An 18414-nucleotide genomic window follows, 5' to 3' on the forward strand; every position below is an offset into this window, starting at 1 on the left:
AAAGCCCGCACTGAAGCGAGCAGAGTTGTACCCATGCCACACACAGCGAAAGATCAAGTATTGATGAAGAAGCTTCTATAAATCTCAATTCTATTTGTGAAGAAGTATCCAAATACCGGAAGAACCAGAATTAAGAAAAATTCATGTACAGCATGGCGCTGATCTTATTTTTGAAAATTATCAAGAGATGACATTTAAGGAAATAGCATATGCATGGTCTAAACTAGAGAATTCAAATTTCACTTTCGATGAAGTATTAGAAAGATTAATACAATCTCTATGGATGGGCTATTTTGGAGAAACGCTAGTTATTAGCTTGAAAAGTGAAAATTCTGAAATAAAGAATATACCTGATTCAGCTAAAATAAAAATCAAAAATATTTTCGATTTAAGAAAAAGTTTTTCTTGTGGAAATTTTGAAGATATTGAAACAATTGAAAATGCTTCCAAATGCAAATTAGCAACATATCGAGATTTGTGGGGAGAAGACAAAGACACATATTTAAAAGCATATCTATATGAAATTATTTTAATTAAAACACAATTCATTGACGGCATAACGCAGTCAAATATAAGATTACCCGAATGTTGGCAAAAAGATCATTAGCATAACAATTGAAAAATATGTATATTGGGTGGCAAGGGCAAGGCTGAGTGCAACGAAGCCAGCCCTTGATTCTAATTTTTCAAGGCCAGTGTTGTTGTAGTAGAACCATGCCTCCCTTTTTAAGGGAGGTGGCGCGTAAGCGCCGGAGGGATCAGCCGTAGGGTGAGCTCGCGAAGCAGTCCACCCTACCATTCTCAGCCTTGCCCTTGCCTCCCATTTTAAATCTATCTACTCCCCATCCATCGCAACCCGAAACCCCATTTCGCCCCAATAGACGTGACCCATTTCAGGCCACGAAGCGCCGCGCCAAGCGCAGCGCAACAGGCGCTTGAATCCCGAAAAGAAACTACCGCCCTTAAACACGCGCATAGGCCGTTGAATCGCCATGGCGTCGTCTTGCATGAAGGCGTCCACCCATTCCATCACGTTGCCCGCCATGTCTTCACAGCCATACGGGCTTACCCCATCCGGGAACACGCCGCCCGGCGCCGTGTAAGCGAATCCGTCCGCCGCGACGGTAGGCAGGCGCTGTCCGGTCTCGCCGCCCACCCAGTTGCAGGCGCCGTCGCGCCAATCGCCGCCCCACGGGAACACGCGCCCGTCCACGCCACGCGCCGCTTTCTCCCACTCCATCTCGGTCGGAAGGCGATACGGCTTGCCGGTGCGCTGCGCCAACCAGCGGCAATAGGCTTCGGCCTCAAAATAACTCACCGCCGCGACGGCGTATTGCTCCATGTGAATCCCGTTATGGCCCGAGTCGCGCCAGCGTCGCGGTTCCGTCCAGCTGAATTGCTTGCGCGCCGCCCAACCGTCATCGCTCCACCAGTCGGCGTTGTCGTAGCCGCCGTCTTGCATGAAGCGTTCATACTGCTGGTTGCTGATTTCATGCTTGCCGATCTTGAATGCAGGCAGATCAACCCCATGCTGCTCGAACTCGTGCATCGAAGGAATGTATATCTCACGCTCAGCGGCGCTTGATCCTGATAGAAATTTCCCCGCAGGAACCTCGACCATCTCCGGCTCAAGCGGATCAACAGCATATACATTGAGTGCGCAAACAAACGCAACCAACAGCGTCGCTTGCAGCCATCGCGTTCGCCGCCGATAATGCGGGCGCATTCTTATGAAAACACTATCGAACATACAAACCTTTATCGTCCGCCGCCAATCGGCGCTTTTTTGGTTCGCCGTGCTTGTCATTGCGGCGCTGCGTATTTTCTATTGTTTTCAACTGCAAGTGTATACCACCGATCTAAACCGCAATCTGGCCTATGGCAAGGCGTTTGGCCTCTACGGCTTCAAACTCTATGACCTGACGCCCTACGACCTCTCGCCCTGGCCGGTGCAATATTTATGGCCCAACCATCATTACCCCTACCCCGGCGCGACCCTGTTATTTTTCGCTGCGCTGGCGCAACTCTCGACGGCGATCTGGTTCGGCAAACTGGCGCTGACCGCGCTCGAAGCCGTCAACGCCTGGATGGCGTACAAGATCACCAACGACAAATGGTCGGCGCTGCTGCTGTGGTGCAACCCCATCTCGATCTGGTTCGCCTCGCGTGAAGGCCAGTTCGAACCGTGGGTCGCCTTCTGGACGCTGCTGGCGATTTACGCGCTGCGCCGCGGCAAGCCCTGGGCGCTGGGCGCATTGACGATTGCGGTGCAATGTAAGTTGTTCCCAATTTTGCTTGCGCCTTTATTTTTCTGGAACCTTTCCTGGCGCGAACCCAAACGCCTGGCGCAAGAAATTGGCTGGGCGGCGCTGAGCCTTACGCCGACCCTTCTCGCAAGCGTACAGAGCGATTACATGCGGCGCTTTTTATCGCCGGGCTATATTCCCTCCTATAACCCCATCACTTGGAACCTGTCCGACCCGGCGCTGTATCCATTTTTTCCGTACTGGCTGGTGTTATCCCATTGGATCGCCGGGCTGATATTCGTCGCGGTCGGGTTATGGGGCCTGCGCCAAACCAAGGCATGGCGGCAGTTTTTCGCGCCGCTGATGCAGGTGTTCGGAGTGAAGGCAAACCTGCTGGGGCAGTTCTGGTACTTGATGGTCGCGGCGCCGTTTTGCATCGCGATTGAAGACGACCGCTGGCGCCGCCGCATGTTGGTTCTCGCCGCGCTATTGGGCGTCCGTTCGCTGTATTCAATCTTCATCGGCCCGATTGGCTACATGAACCCACCCGACGCCGTCTATCTGATCCAACAAATTTTTAATGGATTTTGATATGAGAAATATACAATTCACAACCAAATAAAAATATTGAAACATTGCCCGGTGGGCAAGCTTTGCGAAAAAAACCTACAGGGTTTCAAATTTGGGGAGGGCGAACCTCCTGGTGAGCCGCGATTGATAGAAGGGATTTCGATACTACGCGGCTCGGCGGGAGCCTCGCCCTCCCCCGATGAAATTTCAGTGGCAGTCTGAAAAGAGTGAAGCCTGCCCTAACTTTAGAACCCTCCAACCCATCTTGCCCTTCACCGTCGTTTTGTGAGACAGTTATTCATCACTGAAACGATTGGGAGGATCAATACCATGTTTCGTATCCTGCAACGCACAGTCAGCGCCGTTGTCATATCTTGCCTCGCAGTTTCATTCGCCTATAGCGAGGGCATGTTAGACGGGCTGGCGATGAAGAAAGAATTCAAAACCAAGCGCATCTCCAGCTACGACCGCAGCGGCGGCAACGCCGACCGCTACGAGATCAAACCGGGCGACACGCTCACCATGGCCGAGATCGAAGGCGCGGGCGTCATCAAACACATCTGGATCACCATCAATCACCCCGACCGCTTATATCGTAGAAACTTGATCCTGCGCATGTATTGGGACGGCGAAGACCAGCCCAGCGTCCAGGCGCCCATCGGCGACTTTTTCGGGCAAGGCTGGGGCGAAGAATACAACTACGCTTCGCTGCCGCTGGCGGCGGCGCCGGGCAACGGCAAAGCGCTGAACTGCTATTTCCCCATGCCGTTTTCAAAAGGCGCGCGCATCACCGTCGAGAACGATTCCAGCGAACCCTGTCATGCGTTTTACTACTACGTTGACTATGAAGAACACAAACGCATTGACCGCGACATGTTCCGCTTTCACGCCTGGTGGAATACCGAAATCACCGAGCCCTGGAAAGGCGACGAAAACGAATGGGGCGCGTTTCGCGGTGAAGACAAGAACCCGATGAACGACCACAACTACCTGTTCGCCGACATCGAAGGCGAAGGCCATTACGTCGGCGTCAATTATTTCGTCAACTGCCCCTCGCCGATGTGGTACGGCGAAGGCGACGATATGTTTCAGATCGACGGCGAAGACTACCCCTACTCGCTGCACGGCACCGGGACGGAAGATTACTTCAATTCCAGCTGGTGCCCCAAAGAGGTCTACATCCATCCATTCTTCGGCTACCCGCGCGTCAACAACGACGTCGGCTGGATGGGCCGCACCCATTGCTACCGCTTCCACATTCAAGACCCGGTCGTATTTACCAAATCGCTGCGCGCCAGCATCGAACACGGTCACGCCAACAACATGACCCAGGAAATGTCATCAGTCGCGTATTGGTACCAGAAGGAACCGCACAAGCCTTTCCCGGAAATCCCCGGCCGTGAGGCCCGCGTTCCCAAACGCAACATCGGCGCGATGGAAATTCATAAATGGCGCGGCGCCTGGCGCGACGCCAAGGGCGGCGGCGTGTTGTGGGGCAACGAGAAATAGCAATGTCCAATGTTGAAAACCATGCGTGAACGAATCAAAGCCTTACTCACTCATCCCTACTTGCCATTCATCGTAGCGGGGGCGGCGATTGTATTTACGCTGCCCTCGCTATTGGTCGGCTGGCAGGCCGACGACTATTACCATCGCGGCATTTTCCTCGACCGCCTGCCGGAACAATTGCCGCTGCTATCCATGTTTAGTTTTTTTCATGGCGAGTCGCACATCCACCGTTGGATTGCTGAAGGCATTCTGCCTTGGTGGACCTGGGAAAACATCCGCCTATCGTTTTTTCGTCCCGTTTCTATATTCACGCATTGGATTGACTACCAATTCTGGCCGAACACCGCGCCGCTGCATCATCTTCACAACCTGGCGTGGTACGGCGCTCTTGTCGCGGCGGTCGCGGTATTCTATCGCCGCGTCATGGGCGCAACCTGGATGGCGGGGTTGGCGGCGATGGTATATGCGCTCGACGATGGGCGCGGTTTTGCGGTGGGTTGGATCGCCAACCGCAATGCAATCATCGCAACCCTGTTCGGCGTTCTCGCCTTGATTGCGCATGACCGATGGCGCCGCGACGGTTGGAAGCCAGGCGCATGGCTCAGCCCCGGCCTGCTTCTCATTGCGCTGCTCGCCGCTGAGTTCGGCGTAGGCGCGTTCGCGTTCTTTCTGTCGTATACGCTCTGTCTAGACCCCGCGCTCTGGCGGCGGCGCTGGATCGCGATTGCGCCTTCATTGATTACGATCCTGGCTTGGCAGATTGGCTATCGCATGATGGGCTACGGCGCGTTCGGCTCCAGTTATTACGTCGATCCGGGCGCAACGCCGCTCCAGTTTTTATTCGCCTTCATCGAACGAGCGCCGCTCTTGCTTCAATCGCAGTGGTTTGGTTTGCCCGCCGCGCCAGTTATTTTTTTTCCTGAATGGCTACTCAGCGTTTATTGGAGAATTTCGCTTGCCGTTCTGGCGCTGATTGCGCTTCTGCTGGCGCCACTGTTGCGCGTCAACCAACCGGCGCGTTTCTGGGCGGTTGCTATGCTTCTCGCCCTGGTTCCTGTGTGCGCAGTGTTCCCGGCGGAACGCCTGCTATTCTTTGTCGGCTTGGGTGCGTTTCCGCTGATCGCCCTGTTAGTGCAATCTGTATTTCAAGATGTTAAATGGCCGGGCGTTCATTGGGCGTTGCGCCGCCCGGTACGTATGATGATTTATTTTCTGATCTTCCAGCATTGCATCATGGGGCCGTTGCTTCTGCCGTTCTCATCCATCAGCCCAAAACTTATTTCGCAGTGGGTAGACCAGCCCGCGCTCAGCGTGCCCGATTCGCCGTCAATTGAGAACGAAACCTGGATCGTCATCAATCCGCCGGTATCGCTGTTCACCTTTCACATGCCCGCCGTGCGCATCGAACACGGCCTTCATGCGCCCAAAGCGCTTCAGCCGCTGGCGTCGGGGCTGTCGGGCTTCACCATCACCCGCGATGATGCGCAAACCCTGACCGTACGCCCACAACACGGATTTCTCGCTACTTCATTCGAGCGCCTGCTGCGCGGCGAATCGCAACCGTTGCTTGTAGGAGAACAAATCGAAACCAATTCTTTCACCGCAACCGTGCTTTCACTCACGCCCGACAACCGCCCGGCGGAAGTGCGTTTTCGCTTTACTGCGCCGCTTGGAGATGCGAATTTCCGCTTTTTGCAATGGAAAAACAACCAGTTGGTGGTGTTTGTTCCGCCCGCAATGGGTGGACGTATCGACCTCGATCCGGTGCGCATGTTCTAATCCAATATAGAAGAAGCAAATACCAACAAGTCATTAACCAACTCAATGGTAAGAACTTAAGAAAACCCACCTGGATTCTGCCGCTCGATTTTTCTTAAGCCTGTAACGAAACAGGCCGATACTTTATGTAGGACGGGAATTTTGACAGGAGGTCAAGACCATGTTCGACGCGAAAATAGATGTGGCGCGAAATCACGCGATGAACTATTCCACCGCAATGGGGACCAACAAGGATGTCGGTCAAGCGGGCAAGTATGAAGGCAAAGACGGCGGCGCTGGCCCTTACATCTCGCTACGAAAACAAAAAAAACAAAAAGAAGAAAAGAAAGAACAACCCGTCGCCCAAGGACACATTAACATCGTCGCCTAAGACTTTGAAAAGAAAGATACGAGCGCCGCTTCATGAAAATGAGGCGGCGTTTTTTGTTTTATTTTAGAAATCTTTGTATATCTCTCATCTTGGAAAAAAATGAAACCGACTCCCTCTCCCTCTGGGAGCAATGTCATTGACTTAAGGGGTGGCAAGGGCAAGGCTGAATAAAATGAAGCCAGCCCTTGAAATATTGTTTGAATGTATCGCTTTATTTGTGCTGTTTTTAAAATCCCCCCCGGCGTCAAAGACGCCACCCCCTTTATGTAAAGGGGGGCATAAAACAAGCCGAGTTTTAAAGTAGGGGTGCAGCGTGCTGCACCCGAATTCTCCTTCATTGGTCATGGGGAGGGCGAACCTCCTGGTGAGCCGGATAATACCGAAAGTTTGCTCCCTCTCCCCACTGGGAGAGGGCTGGGGGTGAGGGTTTTGATGAATTGTTATTTTATGGTTCATCCGGTAAGTGAATACTTACATTGATGGATGGGCATAATTTTTATTCAGAAACAGGCTCCGGTATTTCAAAAATTAAAAAACCAAATTAGGCATGGATGCAACTCTGGAAGCGCCTGTGCAAAAGGGCCTGAAAGCCCGCACTGAAGCGAGCAGAGTTGTACCCATGCCGCATGCAGCGAAATCTCAATTCAATTTATACAAAAATACCCGGTTTTCGGAAGAGCCTACTTTATAAACGTGTTAAAAGTTTTTAAGAATTTCATAGTTGCTTCATCGTCTAAAACATCTCCAGAGTATTCACATCTATATAACCCTTGGAGATTAGAAGGCAATTTAATACCTTGCTGTTAACAAAATTTTTCATCATGAACTTCAGAAGTACGTAAAACTTTCCCCTCATCCTAACCTTCTCCCAGAGGGAGAAGGGATTCCGTTTATAATCAACTTACCGTCCGAACCAACCGCGCGATCATCTCCACATGCGGCGTTTGGGGAAACTGGTCGAAGAGTGCAACCGAATCGACTTGGTATTGCTCCCGCATCAGCGCGATGTCTTCTGCGCCGCGTTTGGGGTTGCATGAAACATAAAGTATTTCTTCAAACGATTGCTGTTCGATCCATTTCAACGTCTTCGGATGCAGCCCGGAACGCGGCGGGTCGATCAACAATACGTCGTATCCAGACAGATTGAGCGATGCCATGCGCTCCGCTTCCATACAAACAAACTGCGCATTGGCCTGCGGGGCGTTTCGCCGCGCCAGCTGCGCCGCTTCGGCGACGAGTTCAACGCCCAACGTCTCAGCGCATACGTCCGCCAGCAAGGCGCTGAAAAATCCCGCGCCGCAAAATAAATCCAGCAAACGGCGCCCCGGCTTTTCTTTCAGAAAGCCCCGCAAGTGCGACGCCATGTCTCCAGCGACAACAGGGTTCGGCTGAAAAAACGTGCGCGGCCCGACATCAAATGTATGGTCTAACACGCGCTCACGAAACGTCGGCGAGCCAGACAAAAGCATCGGTTCACCGTCGGATTGGTCATTCTCGGCATTGTTATTCACCAGTTGATAAACGCTGGCGACGCGGTCAAAGCCGCTCCACAATGATTCGGGCAGTTGCATTTCGTCGCTGACGAACAGCAACATCACTTCGCCCGTCATCACCCCGCGCCGCACAATCAGGTAGCGCATTCCCGGCGTCTTGCGTTTAGAATCGCGAAACGGCAGTCCGGCGCCATGCACCCGGCGGTTGATCTCGAAGGCGATCTCCATCACATCCGGCGGCAGCAGATGGCATTCGCTTAAATCGACTACGCGATACCAACAGCCCTGCTCGCGAAGTCCAAACGAGCCGTCCCAGTTCCAGACAAAATCCATGCGGTTGCGATAGCCATAGGGCGGCGAAGGCGTTATCTCGACATCAGTGAAATCGTAATTCAACTGGCGCTGTTGAAACCATTCCGCGACGGCGGCTTTTTTGTATTCGAGTTGATGCGCGTATGACAAAAACTGGCGCGAACACCCGCCGCACAAGGCGAAATGCCGGCATACAGAATCAATGCGCTGCGGCGAAGGCGTAACGATTCGCTCTAAGCGCCCGGTGCGCGATTTGGTCTTAGCGGCTTCGACCACGTCGCCCGGCGCCGTAAACGGAACCGACAACACGCCTCCGGTTTCGGTGGTTCCCTTGCCTCGCCCTTTGCCGTCGAACGAATCAATGGTCACAATGCGAATAGGATTTTTGCTTTTCATATTTTATAGCGGCATTCAGACTTCAGTTTAGATTACGTTTTCGTACCAGTATCTTATCGCTGCGCCCTACAGGCGCACTTTCCACACAGGGTTTTTGAGAAACAAGCCATGCGTATATTGTGCTTTCTAAGGCCCTGATGGAAGATAGACGGAACAGTTGAATGATCGGTTTGTAAATGGATACGGCAAGCAGCCCTCAGAAAAACAATCTTCTGCTCACGCTACTCAGCGCTGAGTTAGCGGCGATCTTCTTCTTCGTCCCGGCGGGGCGTTTTCACATTAACCTGGGCTTCTACGATTTCACCACTGGATACGACGCGTACAAACTGTTCCCGATACTCTATGCGACCTGGCTCGGCTGGCGCTGGCGCGAAGGCTGGAAGCAAAAGACCGGCTCCCCTCTGTTGGAGCCGATGCTGCTTTGGTTTCTCTGTTCATTCTTCGCGGCGATTGCTTCCTGGAACCCGTATCAAGCGCTGACCGAAAGCCTGGAACTTTTTTGTTACCTGATGTTCTTCATCATGCTGATTGACCTGCCCTGGTTGCGCATGCGCACCGGATGGATCGCGGGCGGGTTCGTATTGGGCAATCTGTATTTATGCGGCGCGGCGCTTTGGCAATTGGCGACGGCGCACAGCGGCGGCGGTCTGTTGCGGCTCAACGCCGTGTTCGATCACCCCAACCAATTGGGCGGATACGCCGTCCTAGCGGCGCCGCTGCTGGGGTGGCTGTCGCTCCAATCCAAAAGCCATTGGCTAAAGCAGTGCGTCCTGCTCGTTGCGGTCGGCGTACTTTGCGCTGGCGCGTTAACGCTATCGCGCTCGGTTTATGTCGCGTTCGCGGCGGCTGGATTCACGCTTATCGTTTTCGGCTCGCGTACGCAACGCATCGCAGGCGCCGTACTGGCAATCACGCTCCTGGTTGCAGCCTTGATCGCGGCGCCGTCGATCGGTCAACGCTTCGGCGAGTTGCTCGACCCGGCGCAGCTGCGCGACGACGCCTCGCGGCTGTTGATCTGGTCGGCGTTATTTGACAGCGCCGCCCCCGACCTGCCCCACTTCGGCGTCGGCTATGGCCCCATCCTGCAAGACCGCCTCAACAATTGGATCGCCTCGGCGCCCGCAACCGGGCTGCCGCTCTCGCAATGGGGGCCGCACAGCGCCTATCTCGCGACGCTGCTTTGCGTTGGCCTGCCGGGGTTATGCGCCTATCTCTGGCTGCTGGCCTCGGCCTACCAACAAGCCAGGCAATGCCCGCCCGCCGAACGCGTTTTACTCTTAGCCGCGTTGACCGGAGCGGTTGTACATCAGGCGTTTATCTTCCCCATATTAACCGGCAATTATCCCATCGCGCTGGTCACCCTTTTCGCCCTGGCCTCACTTCGTTCTCAGCCGGAGGAGATGCCATGACGCGCGCGTACATCACCGCAGGCGTTATTCTGGCGGGCGCGGCGGCGTCATGCCTCAATTGGCATTTGGCTCTGCCTCTAATCGCCGTCTGGGCGCTTTTATTTTTCCTGCATTGGCTTCCATTTCCCCGCGTCGCCCGATTGACGTTAACCCTGGCGTTGTCTCAATCGCTGTATTGCATCTTGATTGCATGCCTGCCGAGGGCGCCGTTCGCCGTTTCTCTCGCCTGCGGCGCGCTGTTGATTCTCATTCGTTTCATCTGTTGGATTACAAGAAAGACATCAAGCCAATGGCCAACGATTGCCTGCCTGAGTGGGTTCATTCTCCTCACCGCCAGCGGCGTTCATTTCATTCTTAATTCACTTTTAGACAAACCATTCGACGGCGCCGCCTGGACGCCGACCGCCTGGGCCGCGTTGGCGTTTACGTTTTCATTCGCGATTGTTGATGAACAATCAACCAAGACGATGATTCAAAAATGGTCGAAAGCCTTACCACTGTTGATCGCGCTTGTCATCGCCGCCCACGCCCTGCAAGCACAGCGTATTAAAATGATCGTTTCAAGCGCCAATCCTGGCATCGTTGCCCAACACGCGTTTAGAAAAGGGTATGACGATCTCGGCAAGCGCGCCGCCTTGCTCGAAACCGACCGCCTGCTTGCAACCCAGGGAGTAGGCGAAGCAGTGCGATACATGCGCCGGCAATGGCGCCATCTCGACAAGACGCGCTTCATCCCATCGCGGGATGAATTAGAAACCGGACGCAATAATCTGTTCTTTATTGCGACCTGTTTCGGCGTACAACTTTTGCTCAACGAGAACGAAACCGTCATCGACGGCGCCGCCCGCATAGATCCGCAAGCGATTTATGTATTGACCTCACACAACCGCTTGATCGCAATTACGCCGAAAGAAATCAAAGCGCTACCGGTTCCATTGCGCGAGGCGAAAGCCATTCATGCCTCCGCCTACGGCGTGGGCGTGTTGTGCGCATCTCAAGCGGTAATTCTAAACAACGATCACAAGATAGAAACAATCGAACTCACACAAGCGGATATCGCCAAAGACATTGCGTTATCGCAAGACGGGCAAGGTTGTTTTATCTTGTTGGGAACCGGGCAAGTGGATGGATACGGACGCGCCGCAAATAACGATTGGACGTTCATCCAAACCCGCTACAAAGCGCTATGGAAAGAACCCAACGCAGCCGTCGCATTGCGAATGACTGATGACGGCGGCGCGTATATTCTCACTAAAAACGGCGGCGTTCATTATCACGACGCGACGGAATACAACCGTGAGTTATCCCCCTTCTGGGACCCGAACCGCGCTGCCATGCGCGACTTCGCCTGGGAGCCTGCGTCAAACCAATTGCTTTTAATGGACCATTATGGCCGCCTGGATTTTGTCGATCTAAATCATGTCCCAACCCCGGAACAACCCGTCGCAGCGGGCTGGCCTTCGCTGCCAGCGGAAATCCAATTCGACCGCGAGAACGCCGTTTGGAGCGGCGCGCCCAACCGGGCGGCGTTAGTGGTCGTCCCCGGCGCCGACGCCGCGCTGCAATTCATGCAGAATGGATTTATGCAGGCCATCGCTTTGCCGCAGTGCGCGCGGGTGCGCTATCGCCGGGGCGAGTTGAAACTGGATACGCGAAATCTAAAATAACTTCTTGCAGCATCGTAGGGTGGCGTTGAGCGCAGCGAAACCCACCAATAAAAACACAGCGAAATACAACGGTGGGATTCATTCCATTCATCCGACCCTACGGGGGTGCGTATAATTACAGCCTTCAAGGGCTGATCGCTTCGGCGAGCTCGCAGCCTTGGTTCGGCACTCAGGCGAATTGATGTTTTGGGGAGGGCGAGGCTCCCGCCGAGCCGCGAAATTGAGAAACGCGGTTGCTTCTATCGCGGTGGCCTGCCTGCCTGCCTGCCGCAGGCTGGTCGCTTCGCTATGCTCGCGATGACACGTATCTAGCCCACCATTTAAAATTGTGTTTGGAAACGCGAACGCGTCGTCCCTTCTCCCTCTGGGAGAAGGTTAGGATGAGGGAGTGTTTCACGCCTCTTTTTTCAGTGAAGGCGTCAAAGACGCCAGGGGGGATTCGGGCGCAACACGTTGCGCCCCTACAGGGCTGATATTTTTGATTTCGTTGCATCAAGTTCTCCCCTCACTTCGCGACGCCTTGGCTTGCTACCCCTCAAGTCAATGACATTGACACTGAAGCCAGCAGAGTTGTACCCATGCCAATCACAACGATGAAATCCTCGATTCAATTTGTGAAAAAGCATCTAAATTTCGGAAGAATCTATCTCAAGAGGTTTCATCGGTCGGCGGGTGGTTCCAGACGCGTTCGAGCAATTCAAACATCTGTGGATCGTGCTGTTTGAGTTCAGCCCGCACGAACGGGTAAAAGTCATTCGTACCGAAATAGGCCTCGCTGCATTCCGCAAAATATTCCTGCTCGTTATTGAGCGCATACGCGCGTTGCATCTCGCCGTTATAGCGCATGACGGATTCGTATTTCTTGCTATCCACTGCGCGTTGAAACGCCTGTTTGATCCCCTCATGGCCGTAGCTCAACACCTGATGATGATAGGCGTGCGATAACTCATGCACGACCATTAACGGCTGCTCGCGCGTCCAATTTAAGAAGTTGGTCGCGTTGGCAATGTGCACGCCGCCCGCCATGTCGGGGTTATGCCCGTGCTCGCGCAGCCAGTCGGCTGAGGGGTGATAAACCGCGCCGGGGAAAGGCTCGTGCTCGCGATCAAGCCAAATACTAACGCCCCGCAACCGCTTGAGCGCCGCCTCTGGAATGACCCGCTGTGCGTCGTAAAGTTTATTCTCAAGCAGTTCAATCGCCTGCTGCCCGAGTTCGTTGTCATCCCCCAACAACGAACGATTTATATGCACCCTCCACCCGTGCATAGATTGCACGGCGTATTCGTCAGATGCAGAGGCAAGCGGTGCGAACAATGCAATGCAGAATGCAAGCGCAAATGCACGTAGTATTATTTTGATAATTTCATTTCCCTCAATTTTTTCATGATGTTGTTTTCGCCGCGGCCAAAGTAGTCGTGGAGTTTGAGGTATTCATTGTACATTGCGGTGTAGGTTTTGTGTGCGTCGGCGGACGGTTTATAAACCACGTCCAACAGACGCGCCATGTTTTTTGCGGCGTCAGTGGGGTCGTCGTATCCACCGCCTGCTTTGCCTGCTGCCACCGCGCCCAGAATCGCCGCGCCCAGGCCGGACGACTGCGCCGACCCGGCGACGTAAAACGGCAGCCCGGTGATGTCAGCGTAAATCTGCATCAACATCGTGTTGCGCTGCGGCAAGCCGCCGCAAGCGTATATCTCATTGATGGGAACGCCCGCGTCGTTGAATGACTCGATGATACGCCGTGTTCCAAACGCAGTCGCTTCGATCAGAGCGCGGTAGATTTCTTCCGGCTTGGTTCCAAGCGTCAAGCCGACAATGGTTCCCGACAGTTCGGCGTCGACCAAGACCGAGCGGTTGCCGTTCCACCAGTCGAGCGCAATCAATCCGTTCTGCCCGGGCGCGAGCGAGGCGGCGCGTTGTTCGAGCAATTCATGTACGCTAACGCTTTGCTCTTGCGCGTCATCATGAATGGATTTCGGCGCGCAGTGTTCGACGTACCAGGCGAAGATATCGCCCACTGCGGCTTGCCCCGCTTCGTAGCCGTAATAACCGGGCAGGATGCCGTCTTTCACGCAGCCGCACAGCCCGGGGATCATCTTCTTTTCGTCGGATAGCAGCATGTGGCAGGTCGAGGTTCCCATCACCATCACCATGCGGCCCGGCAGCGTCACCGAAGCGCCGGGCACGGCGGCGTGGGCGTCGATGACGGCGACGCCGACCGCGATGCCGGGGCGCAAGCCCATCCATTGCGCGGCTTGTTCGGTCAACCCGCCGGCTTTCTGACCGAGCGGTTTGATGTCGGTCGAGAGTTTCGTCCCGACGATTTCGCCAAGTTTGGGGTGCAGCGACGCCAACAGTTCTTGTTTGGGGAAGCCCTCGTCGCTGTCCCACATGCCTTTGTAGCCCGCCATGCACGAGCTGCGGGCTTCGGCGCCGCAGAGTTGTTCGACCACCCAGTCGCCGCCTTCAATAAAACGCGCAGCGGCGTCATAGATTTCTTCATCTTCGTCAAGCACTTGCCAGATTTTAGGGAAGATCCATTCCGACGACATCTTGCCGCCGTAGCGTTCAAGAATGGCATCGCCGCTCTGTTGGATGGCGGCGGTAATTTTATCGGCTTCGGGTTGGGCGGCGTGGTGTTTCCATAACTTGGGCCAGGCGTGCGGCCGGTTGTGATGGGACGGGTTGTTGCAGAGCGGCTGTCCGTCGCCGTCAACGGGAAGCACCGTGCATGAAGTAAAGTCGACGCCGATACCGACAATCTGCTCCGGCGCCGCGCCCGCGTCTTTCATCACTTGCGGCACGGTGCGCTTGAGCGTTTCGATCCAGTCGTTTGGGTCTTGCAGCGCCCAGTCCGGCCCCAGCGCCGGGCCGCCCTTGGGCAGCGCTTCGTCGATCACGCCGTTGGCGTAAGGATACACATGGGTAGCGACCTCTTCGCCAGTGTCTACATTCACCAGAAGGGCGCGGCCCGATTCGGTGCCAAAGTCGATTCCAAGCGCGTATCGTGTGCTCATCGTTGTTTCTCCCCAAAGAAAGATAGTACGCGCCTATGGTAGCAGACCCGATTCGCGGACGGCAACCGGCGGCGCGCTTCATGCTACAATGTTTGCATCTTGAACGGGAGCTCAAACTATGACGCCGCGCTTGTTAATTTGCGATGATGACGCTGACATCGTCCGCTTGTTGGAGATGCACTTGTCGTCAAAGGGGCATGAAGTTCGCACCGAATCATGCGCCGCAGGCTTGCGCCAGGCCATTCGGGAAGAAGAATTTCACGCCGTCTTGCTCGACTTGTTTCTGCCCGACGGCAACGGGATCGAACTCATCGGCGAACTGCGCGAGATGGAGCCGGACCTCCCGGTGATTTTGATCACCGCGCACGGCAGCATCGAACAGGCGGTCGAAGCCATCAAAGCCGGGGCGTATGATTTTTCGCCGAAGCCCATTGACCTGCCGCGCATCACCGCGACAGTCAAAAACGCCGTCGACCACGCCCAGTTGCGCCGCCGCCTGTCAGCCTATGAACGCACCCGCCGCAGCCGCCTCTGCAGCATGATCGGCAGCAGCCCCGACATGCAGGTCGTTTACCGCATCATCGAAACCGTAGCGCGCGCCAACGCCTCCGTGCTCATCACAGGAGAAAGCGGCGTCGGCAAAGAACTCGCCGCCCAGGCGATTCATGCGCTCTCGCCGCGCAACGGCGCCGAACTGATCGACGTGAACTGCGCCGCCATCCCCAAAGAGCTGATGGAAAGCGAACTGTTCGGACATGAAAAATCGTCGTTTACCGGCGCGGGCGAGCGTTCGATCGGCAAGTGCGAAAAAGCCAACGGCTCGACGCTGTTTCTCGATGAAATTACCGAAATGGCCCCATCGCTTCAGGCGAAACTGTTGCGTTTTTTACAAGACCATTCGTTTTACCGCGTCGGCGGCAAGGAGCGCATCGAAGTCGACGTGCGCATCGTGTCTGCCACTAACCGCGACCCGTTGCAGGCGATTGCCAACGGCGTCTTGCGCGAGGATTTATATTATCGACTCAACGTGGTGCAGCTGCCCATCCCGGCGCTGCGCGAGCGTCCGCAGGACATCCCCGAACTCGCCGAAAGTTTTCTCGCCCGCTTCGCAGGCGAACACAACAAGCGCTTCGCCGAAATCGACGACGAGGCGTTGGCGTTGTTATGCGCCCACCAGTGGCCGGGCAACATCCGCGAACTTTTTAACGGCATCCAGCAGGCGGTGGTGTTGAACGATGGTGATGTATTGACCGCCGACATGCTGCCGGAGACAGTGCGCAAGGCGGTCGAAAAGGCCGCCAAGGCCGACGTCCAGTCGCAGCGCCAGCAAGACGATGACGAGATTGTTCCCTTTGAGATCGTCGAGCGTGAGGCGATTGAAAACGCGCTGCGGGTTACCCGGGGCAACGTTGCCAAAGCCTCCGCCGCGCTGCATCTCAGCCAGGCGACCTTCTACCGAAAAATCCGCGACTACGATCTCGACATGAAATCGTTTAAGAAGAAGGGGTAATCTCCCCCTCGCCCTCTGGGAGAGGGCTGGGGTGAGGGCTTTAAAACTAGGGCGAATCTCTCCTCGCAAGTTGGAATAGTATGAGCAAGTTATGTCGGTGATTTTTTAATTATTTACTGAAATCTATTGAAAGGAAAAGTGATTCGGATGGCTTCCAATCACTTGCTAAAGTATCCGCCTTCTCAAGCCATCGCTGGATTCGATGTTTCGGATGGACCGATTCGCCCCAATATTCCATAAATAAAGCGTCTTCCATTTCATAAGATGCCGCAACCATTTCATTCTCAATAAGTTTTAACGCACGTTCGATGTAAATACCGCCCTCATCATCATTTAAAGGATTAGCAACACTTCCTGCTGAAAAAAGGTCTCTTGCCTGATGGCATATAACGCCATGATATGTCAATAAATAAAGGACAACATCATCATATTTGTTTCTAACATGCCTAGATTCAACAATACTTGGGCATAACAAAGATGCTTCTGCGCGTAACCTAACTTTTTCATCTTTACTTAATGATGTGTAGAGTCTTGCTTGAATTGGAAGCGTGTGGTCTGAATCAGGGGTATCCTCCAACCACCACATTCTTTCACCCTTTTTCAGTCTTGATCTAGCATAGGTTCGGATATGTTTCATTTTTTCTTCCATTGGAAGAATTCTAAATTCATCATAACTTATGCCCATTATATTAAATAATGAATTACTAGCAAAAAGTTCAACTTCAAAGCGTGGTACATGTGAAGTACGAACGTGAATTACACTTTGTTCATAATCACTCCAGCGCACTTTTGGAATACCACCCATTTTACCGAATAGGATATAAATCTTTTCGACAGATTCGATCCTATTCGTTTCCAAAACGCTATTTGCGACACTGCGCCAAGTGTCGTTGGTTGTGAATTTGACTTCAACTCCAAAGCGTCCAACGGCAATGTCAGGGAATGCTTGAGGGTGCGGCTTTAAATCTATAATAATTTCTGAATCATGTTGAACCGCATCTTTTAAAACATTTCGTACTCTATTTTCAAATTCCGGTGAAGTAGTGAACTTCTTTGTAATTGCTTCGCTTGACAATTTCTCACAAATTGAGTCCAGTATTATTTCAAATTCACTTTGCTTCATTATTTACACCGTTTAAAACTTTCAATACTGACTGTGCGATAAACCAAGACAGGACGGGTGGTACAGCATTCCCAACCTGCCTTTCAGTTTCTCTAAGTTTGGAATTGAAGAGAAATCTATCAGGAAATGATTGGAAACGAGCTGCTTCTCGCATAGAAATTCGTCTTGGTAGTGAATAATGAAACTGGATGTTTCCATGGCATTCAGCGCGAATTGTATAACCTGCCCTATAGGCTTTTAATTTTCTGTCACCCTGCTCGGCGCTTCTATTTGCACGACTCCAAATATGATTAATCTTTTCATCTTCTGGAACAGACTCAAGATCTCCTATGGCTTCAATTGCAGTAACATGTCTTTTGCATACAGGTTTAGGTGGAGTGAATTCTGGCAGCCCTGGAAGCGTTCCAACGATAAAAACACGCTCTCGTGTTTGAGGAACATTATAATCAGCTGCATGATACAGAAGATAACTAACTGTATAACCAAGTTCGCGAAAATCAGCAAGCACTCTACTTAATGAGTCAGCATTATGACGCATTAGCAAGCCTTTAACATTCTCTGCTATAAAAATTTTGGGAGATACCTTTGATATTACCTCAACCATTGCTCTATACAAACTACTTCGCTTTCCATTTATGCCTGCGCCTTTTCCATTTACTGAAATATCTTGACAGGGAAAACCTCCTATAACGATGTCTGCGGATTCGGGAACTTGGTTAATTAATTGCCAGATGTCTCCTTCTACTATATGATTTCCAATATTCGCACGATATGTATTACACGCAGAACTACTAATATCGTTTGCCCAAATGACGTTGATTGGATTTTTCTTATAACGTCTACCTAGAAATTGAAACCCACCAAGGAATCCTAAATCCATGCCGCCACATCCAGAAAAAAGAGATATGGCACTATATTTTTTTTCACTGATTTGCATTTTTTATATACCTTACTACAAAACTGATAAGTTATGATATTGTGAAAAACGTATAAAAAGTCTATTTCAAAATTAC

14 protein-coding genes are annotated in these 18414 nt (G+C 53.0%); 8 read left to right on the top strand and 6 right to left on the bottom strand.

All coding sequences use genetic code 11. The annotated features are described in order from the left end of the window. Positions 1-187 precede the first annotated feature (187 nt). Positions 188-607, top strand: coding sequence for a hypothetical protein (locus P9L94_04300; protein ID MDP8243280.1), 420 nt, complete (start codon positions 188-190; stop codon positions 605-607). A 228-nt stretch (positions 608-835) separates the two neighbouring features. Here P9L94_04300 and P9L94_04305 read toward each other — a convergent pair whose 3' ends face one another. After that, positions 836-1726 (bottom strand): SUMF1/EgtB/PvdO family nonheme iron enzyme, encoded by an 891-nt coding sequence (locus P9L94_04305; GenBank protein ID MDP8243281.1) that lies wholly within the window; start codon positions 1724-1726, stop codon positions 836-838. Positions 1727-1730: 4 nt separating this feature from the next. On the opposite strand from P9L94_04305, the gene P9L94_04310 reads away from it, so the two are divergent. From P9L94_04310 to P9L94_04325, 4 genes are all read left to right on the top strand, one after another. Then, on the top strand, positions 1731-2837 hold the full coding sequence (locus tag P9L94_04310) for a hypothetical protein (GenBank protein ID MDP8243282.1): 1107 nt from the start codon (positions 1731-1733) through the stop codon (positions 2835-2837). 309 nt (positions 2838-3146) lie between these two features. Then, complete coding sequence (locus P9L94_04315; protein MDP8243283.1) at positions 3147-4325, top strand: DUF2961 domain-containing protein; 1179 nt, start codon at positions 3147-3149, stop codon at positions 4323-4325. A gap of 9 nt (positions 4326-4334) precedes the next feature. Further along, positions 4335-6104, top strand: coding sequence for a hypothetical protein (locus tag P9L94_04320; GenBank protein MDP8243284.1), 1770 nt, complete (start codon positions 4335-4337; stop codon positions 6102-6104). A 160-nt stretch (positions 6105-6264) separates the two neighbouring features. Then, positions 6265-6474 carry a hypothetical protein gene (locus P9L94_04325; GenBank protein ID MDP8243285.1) on the top strand — a complete coding sequence of 70 codons (210 nt, stop codon included), beginning with the start codon at positions 6265-6267 and terminating at the stop codon, positions 6472-6474. A gap of 896 nt (positions 6475-7370) precedes the next feature. Here the strand turns inward: P9L94_04325 and rlmD are convergent. Further along, positions 7371-8675 carry a 23S rRNA (uracil(1939)-C(5))-methyltransferase RlmD gene (gene rlmD, locus P9L94_04330; GenBank protein MDP8243286.1) on the bottom strand — a complete coding sequence of 435 codons (1305 nt, stop codon included), beginning with the start codon at positions 8673-8675 and terminating at the stop codon, positions 7371-7373. A gap of 176 nt (positions 8676-8851) precedes the next feature. Between rlmD and P9L94_04335 the strand changes: the two genes are divergently transcribed. Together P9L94_04335 and P9L94_04340 are read left to right on the top strand one after the other, a co-directional pair. Beyond that, the gene (locus tag P9L94_04335; protein MDP8243287.1) at positions 8852-10084 is read left to right on the top strand and encodes an O-antigen ligase family protein; all 1233 of its coding nucleotides are present in this window, start codon (positions 8852-8854) and stop codon (positions 10082-10084) included. Then, complete coding sequence (locus P9L94_04340) at positions 10081-11751, top strand: hypothetical protein (protein MDP8243288.1); 1671 nt, start codon at positions 10081-10083, stop codon at positions 11749-11751. The genes P9L94_04335 and P9L94_04340 overlap by 4 nt, the downstream gene beginning before the upstream one ends. Before the next feature lie 648 nt (positions 11752-12399). Here P9L94_04340 and P9L94_04345 read toward each other — a convergent pair. Then, positions 12400-13002 (bottom strand): hypothetical protein, encoded by a 603-nt coding sequence (locus tag P9L94_04345; protein MDP8243289.1) that lies wholly within the window; start codon positions 13000-13002, stop codon positions 12400-12402. Between the two features lie 98 nt (positions 13003-13100). Further along, a complete protein-coding gene (locus P9L94_04350; protein ID MDP8243290.1) occupies positions 13101-14768 on the bottom strand; it encodes a ribulokinase in 1668 nt (555 codons plus the stop codon). 118 nt (positions 14769-14886) lie between these two features. On the opposite strand from P9L94_04350, the gene P9L94_04355 reads away from it, so the two are divergent. Beyond that, entirely contained in the window at positions 14887-16278 is a 1392-nt protein-coding gene (locus P9L94_04355) for a sigma-54 dependent transcriptional regulator (GenBank protein MDP8243291.1), read from the top strand. Positions 16279-16387: 109 nt separating this feature from the next. On the opposite strand, the gene P9L94_04360 is transcribed toward P9L94_04355, so the two are convergent. Both P9L94_04360 and P9L94_04365 read right to left on the bottom strand, forming a co-directional pair. Then, positions 16388-17401: a hypothetical protein gene (locus P9L94_04360; GenBank protein ID MDP8243292.1), complete on the bottom strand. Its 1014-nt coding sequence runs from the start codon at positions 17399-17401 to the stop codon at positions 16388-16390. Then, positions 17388-18338: a DNA cytosine methyltransferase gene (locus P9L94_04365; protein MDP8243293.1), complete on the bottom strand. Its 951-nt coding sequence runs from the start codon at positions 18336-18338 to the stop codon at positions 17388-17390. The genes P9L94_04360 and P9L94_04365 overlap by 14 nt, the downstream gene beginning before the upstream one ends. Positions 18339-18414: the final 76 nt, after the last annotated feature.

It is taken from the genome of Candidatus Hinthialibacter antarcticus, assembly GCA_030765645.1.
Taxonomy (GTDB): Bacteria; Hinthialibacterota; Hinthialibacteria; order Hinthialibacterales; family Hinthialibacteraceae; genus Hinthialibacter; species Hinthialibacter antarcticus.

Coding starts and splice junctions, on each gene's coding strand:
- P9L94_04350 (MDP8243290.1), bottom strand. CDS start 14,768: ATGAGCACACGATACGCGCTTGGAATCGACTTTGGCACCGAATCGGGC.
- P9L94_04315 (MDP8243283.1), top strand. CDS start 3,147: ATGTTTCGTATCCTGCAACGCACAGTCAGCGCCGTTGTCATATCTTGC.
- P9L94_04340 (MDP8243288.1), top strand. CDS start 10,081: ATGACGCGCGCGTACATCACCGCAGGCGTTATTCTGGCGGGCGCGGCG.
- P9L94_04300 (MDP8243280.1), top strand. CDS start 188: ATGACATTTAAGGAAATAGCATATGCATGGTCTAAACTAGAGAATTCA.
- P9L94_04335 (MDP8243287.1), top strand. CDS start 8,852: ATGGATACGGCAAGCAGCCCTCAGAAAAACAATCTTCTGCTCACGCTA.
- P9L94_04325 (MDP8243285.1), top strand. CDS start 6,265: ATGTTCGACGCGAAAATAGATGTGGCGCGAAATCACGCGATGAACTAT.
- P9L94_04360 (MDP8243292.1), bottom strand. CDS start 17,401: ATGAAGCAAAGTGAATTTGAAATAATACTGGACTCAATTTGTGAGAAA.
- P9L94_04305 (MDP8243281.1), bottom strand. CDS start 1,726: ATGCGCCCGCATTATCGGCGGCGAACGCGATGGCTGCAAGCGACGCTG.
- P9L94_04320 (MDP8243284.1), top strand. CDS start 4,335: ATGTTGAAAACCATGCGTGAACGAATCAAAGCCTTACTCACTCATCCC.
- rlmD (MDP8243286.1), bottom strand. CDS start 8,675: ATGAAAAGCAAAAATCCTATTCGCATTGTGACCATTGATTCGTTCGAC.
- P9L94_04310 (MDP8243282.1), top strand. CDS start 1,731: ATGAAAACACTATCGAACATACAAACCTTTATCGTCCGCCGCCAATCG.
- P9L94_04355 (MDP8243291.1), top strand. CDS start 14,887: ATGACGCCGCGCTTGTTAATTTGCGATGATGACGCTGACATCGTCCGC.
- P9L94_04365 (MDP8243293.1), bottom strand. CDS start 18,338: ATGCAAATCAGTGAAAAAAAATATAGTGCCATATCTCTTTTTTCTGGA.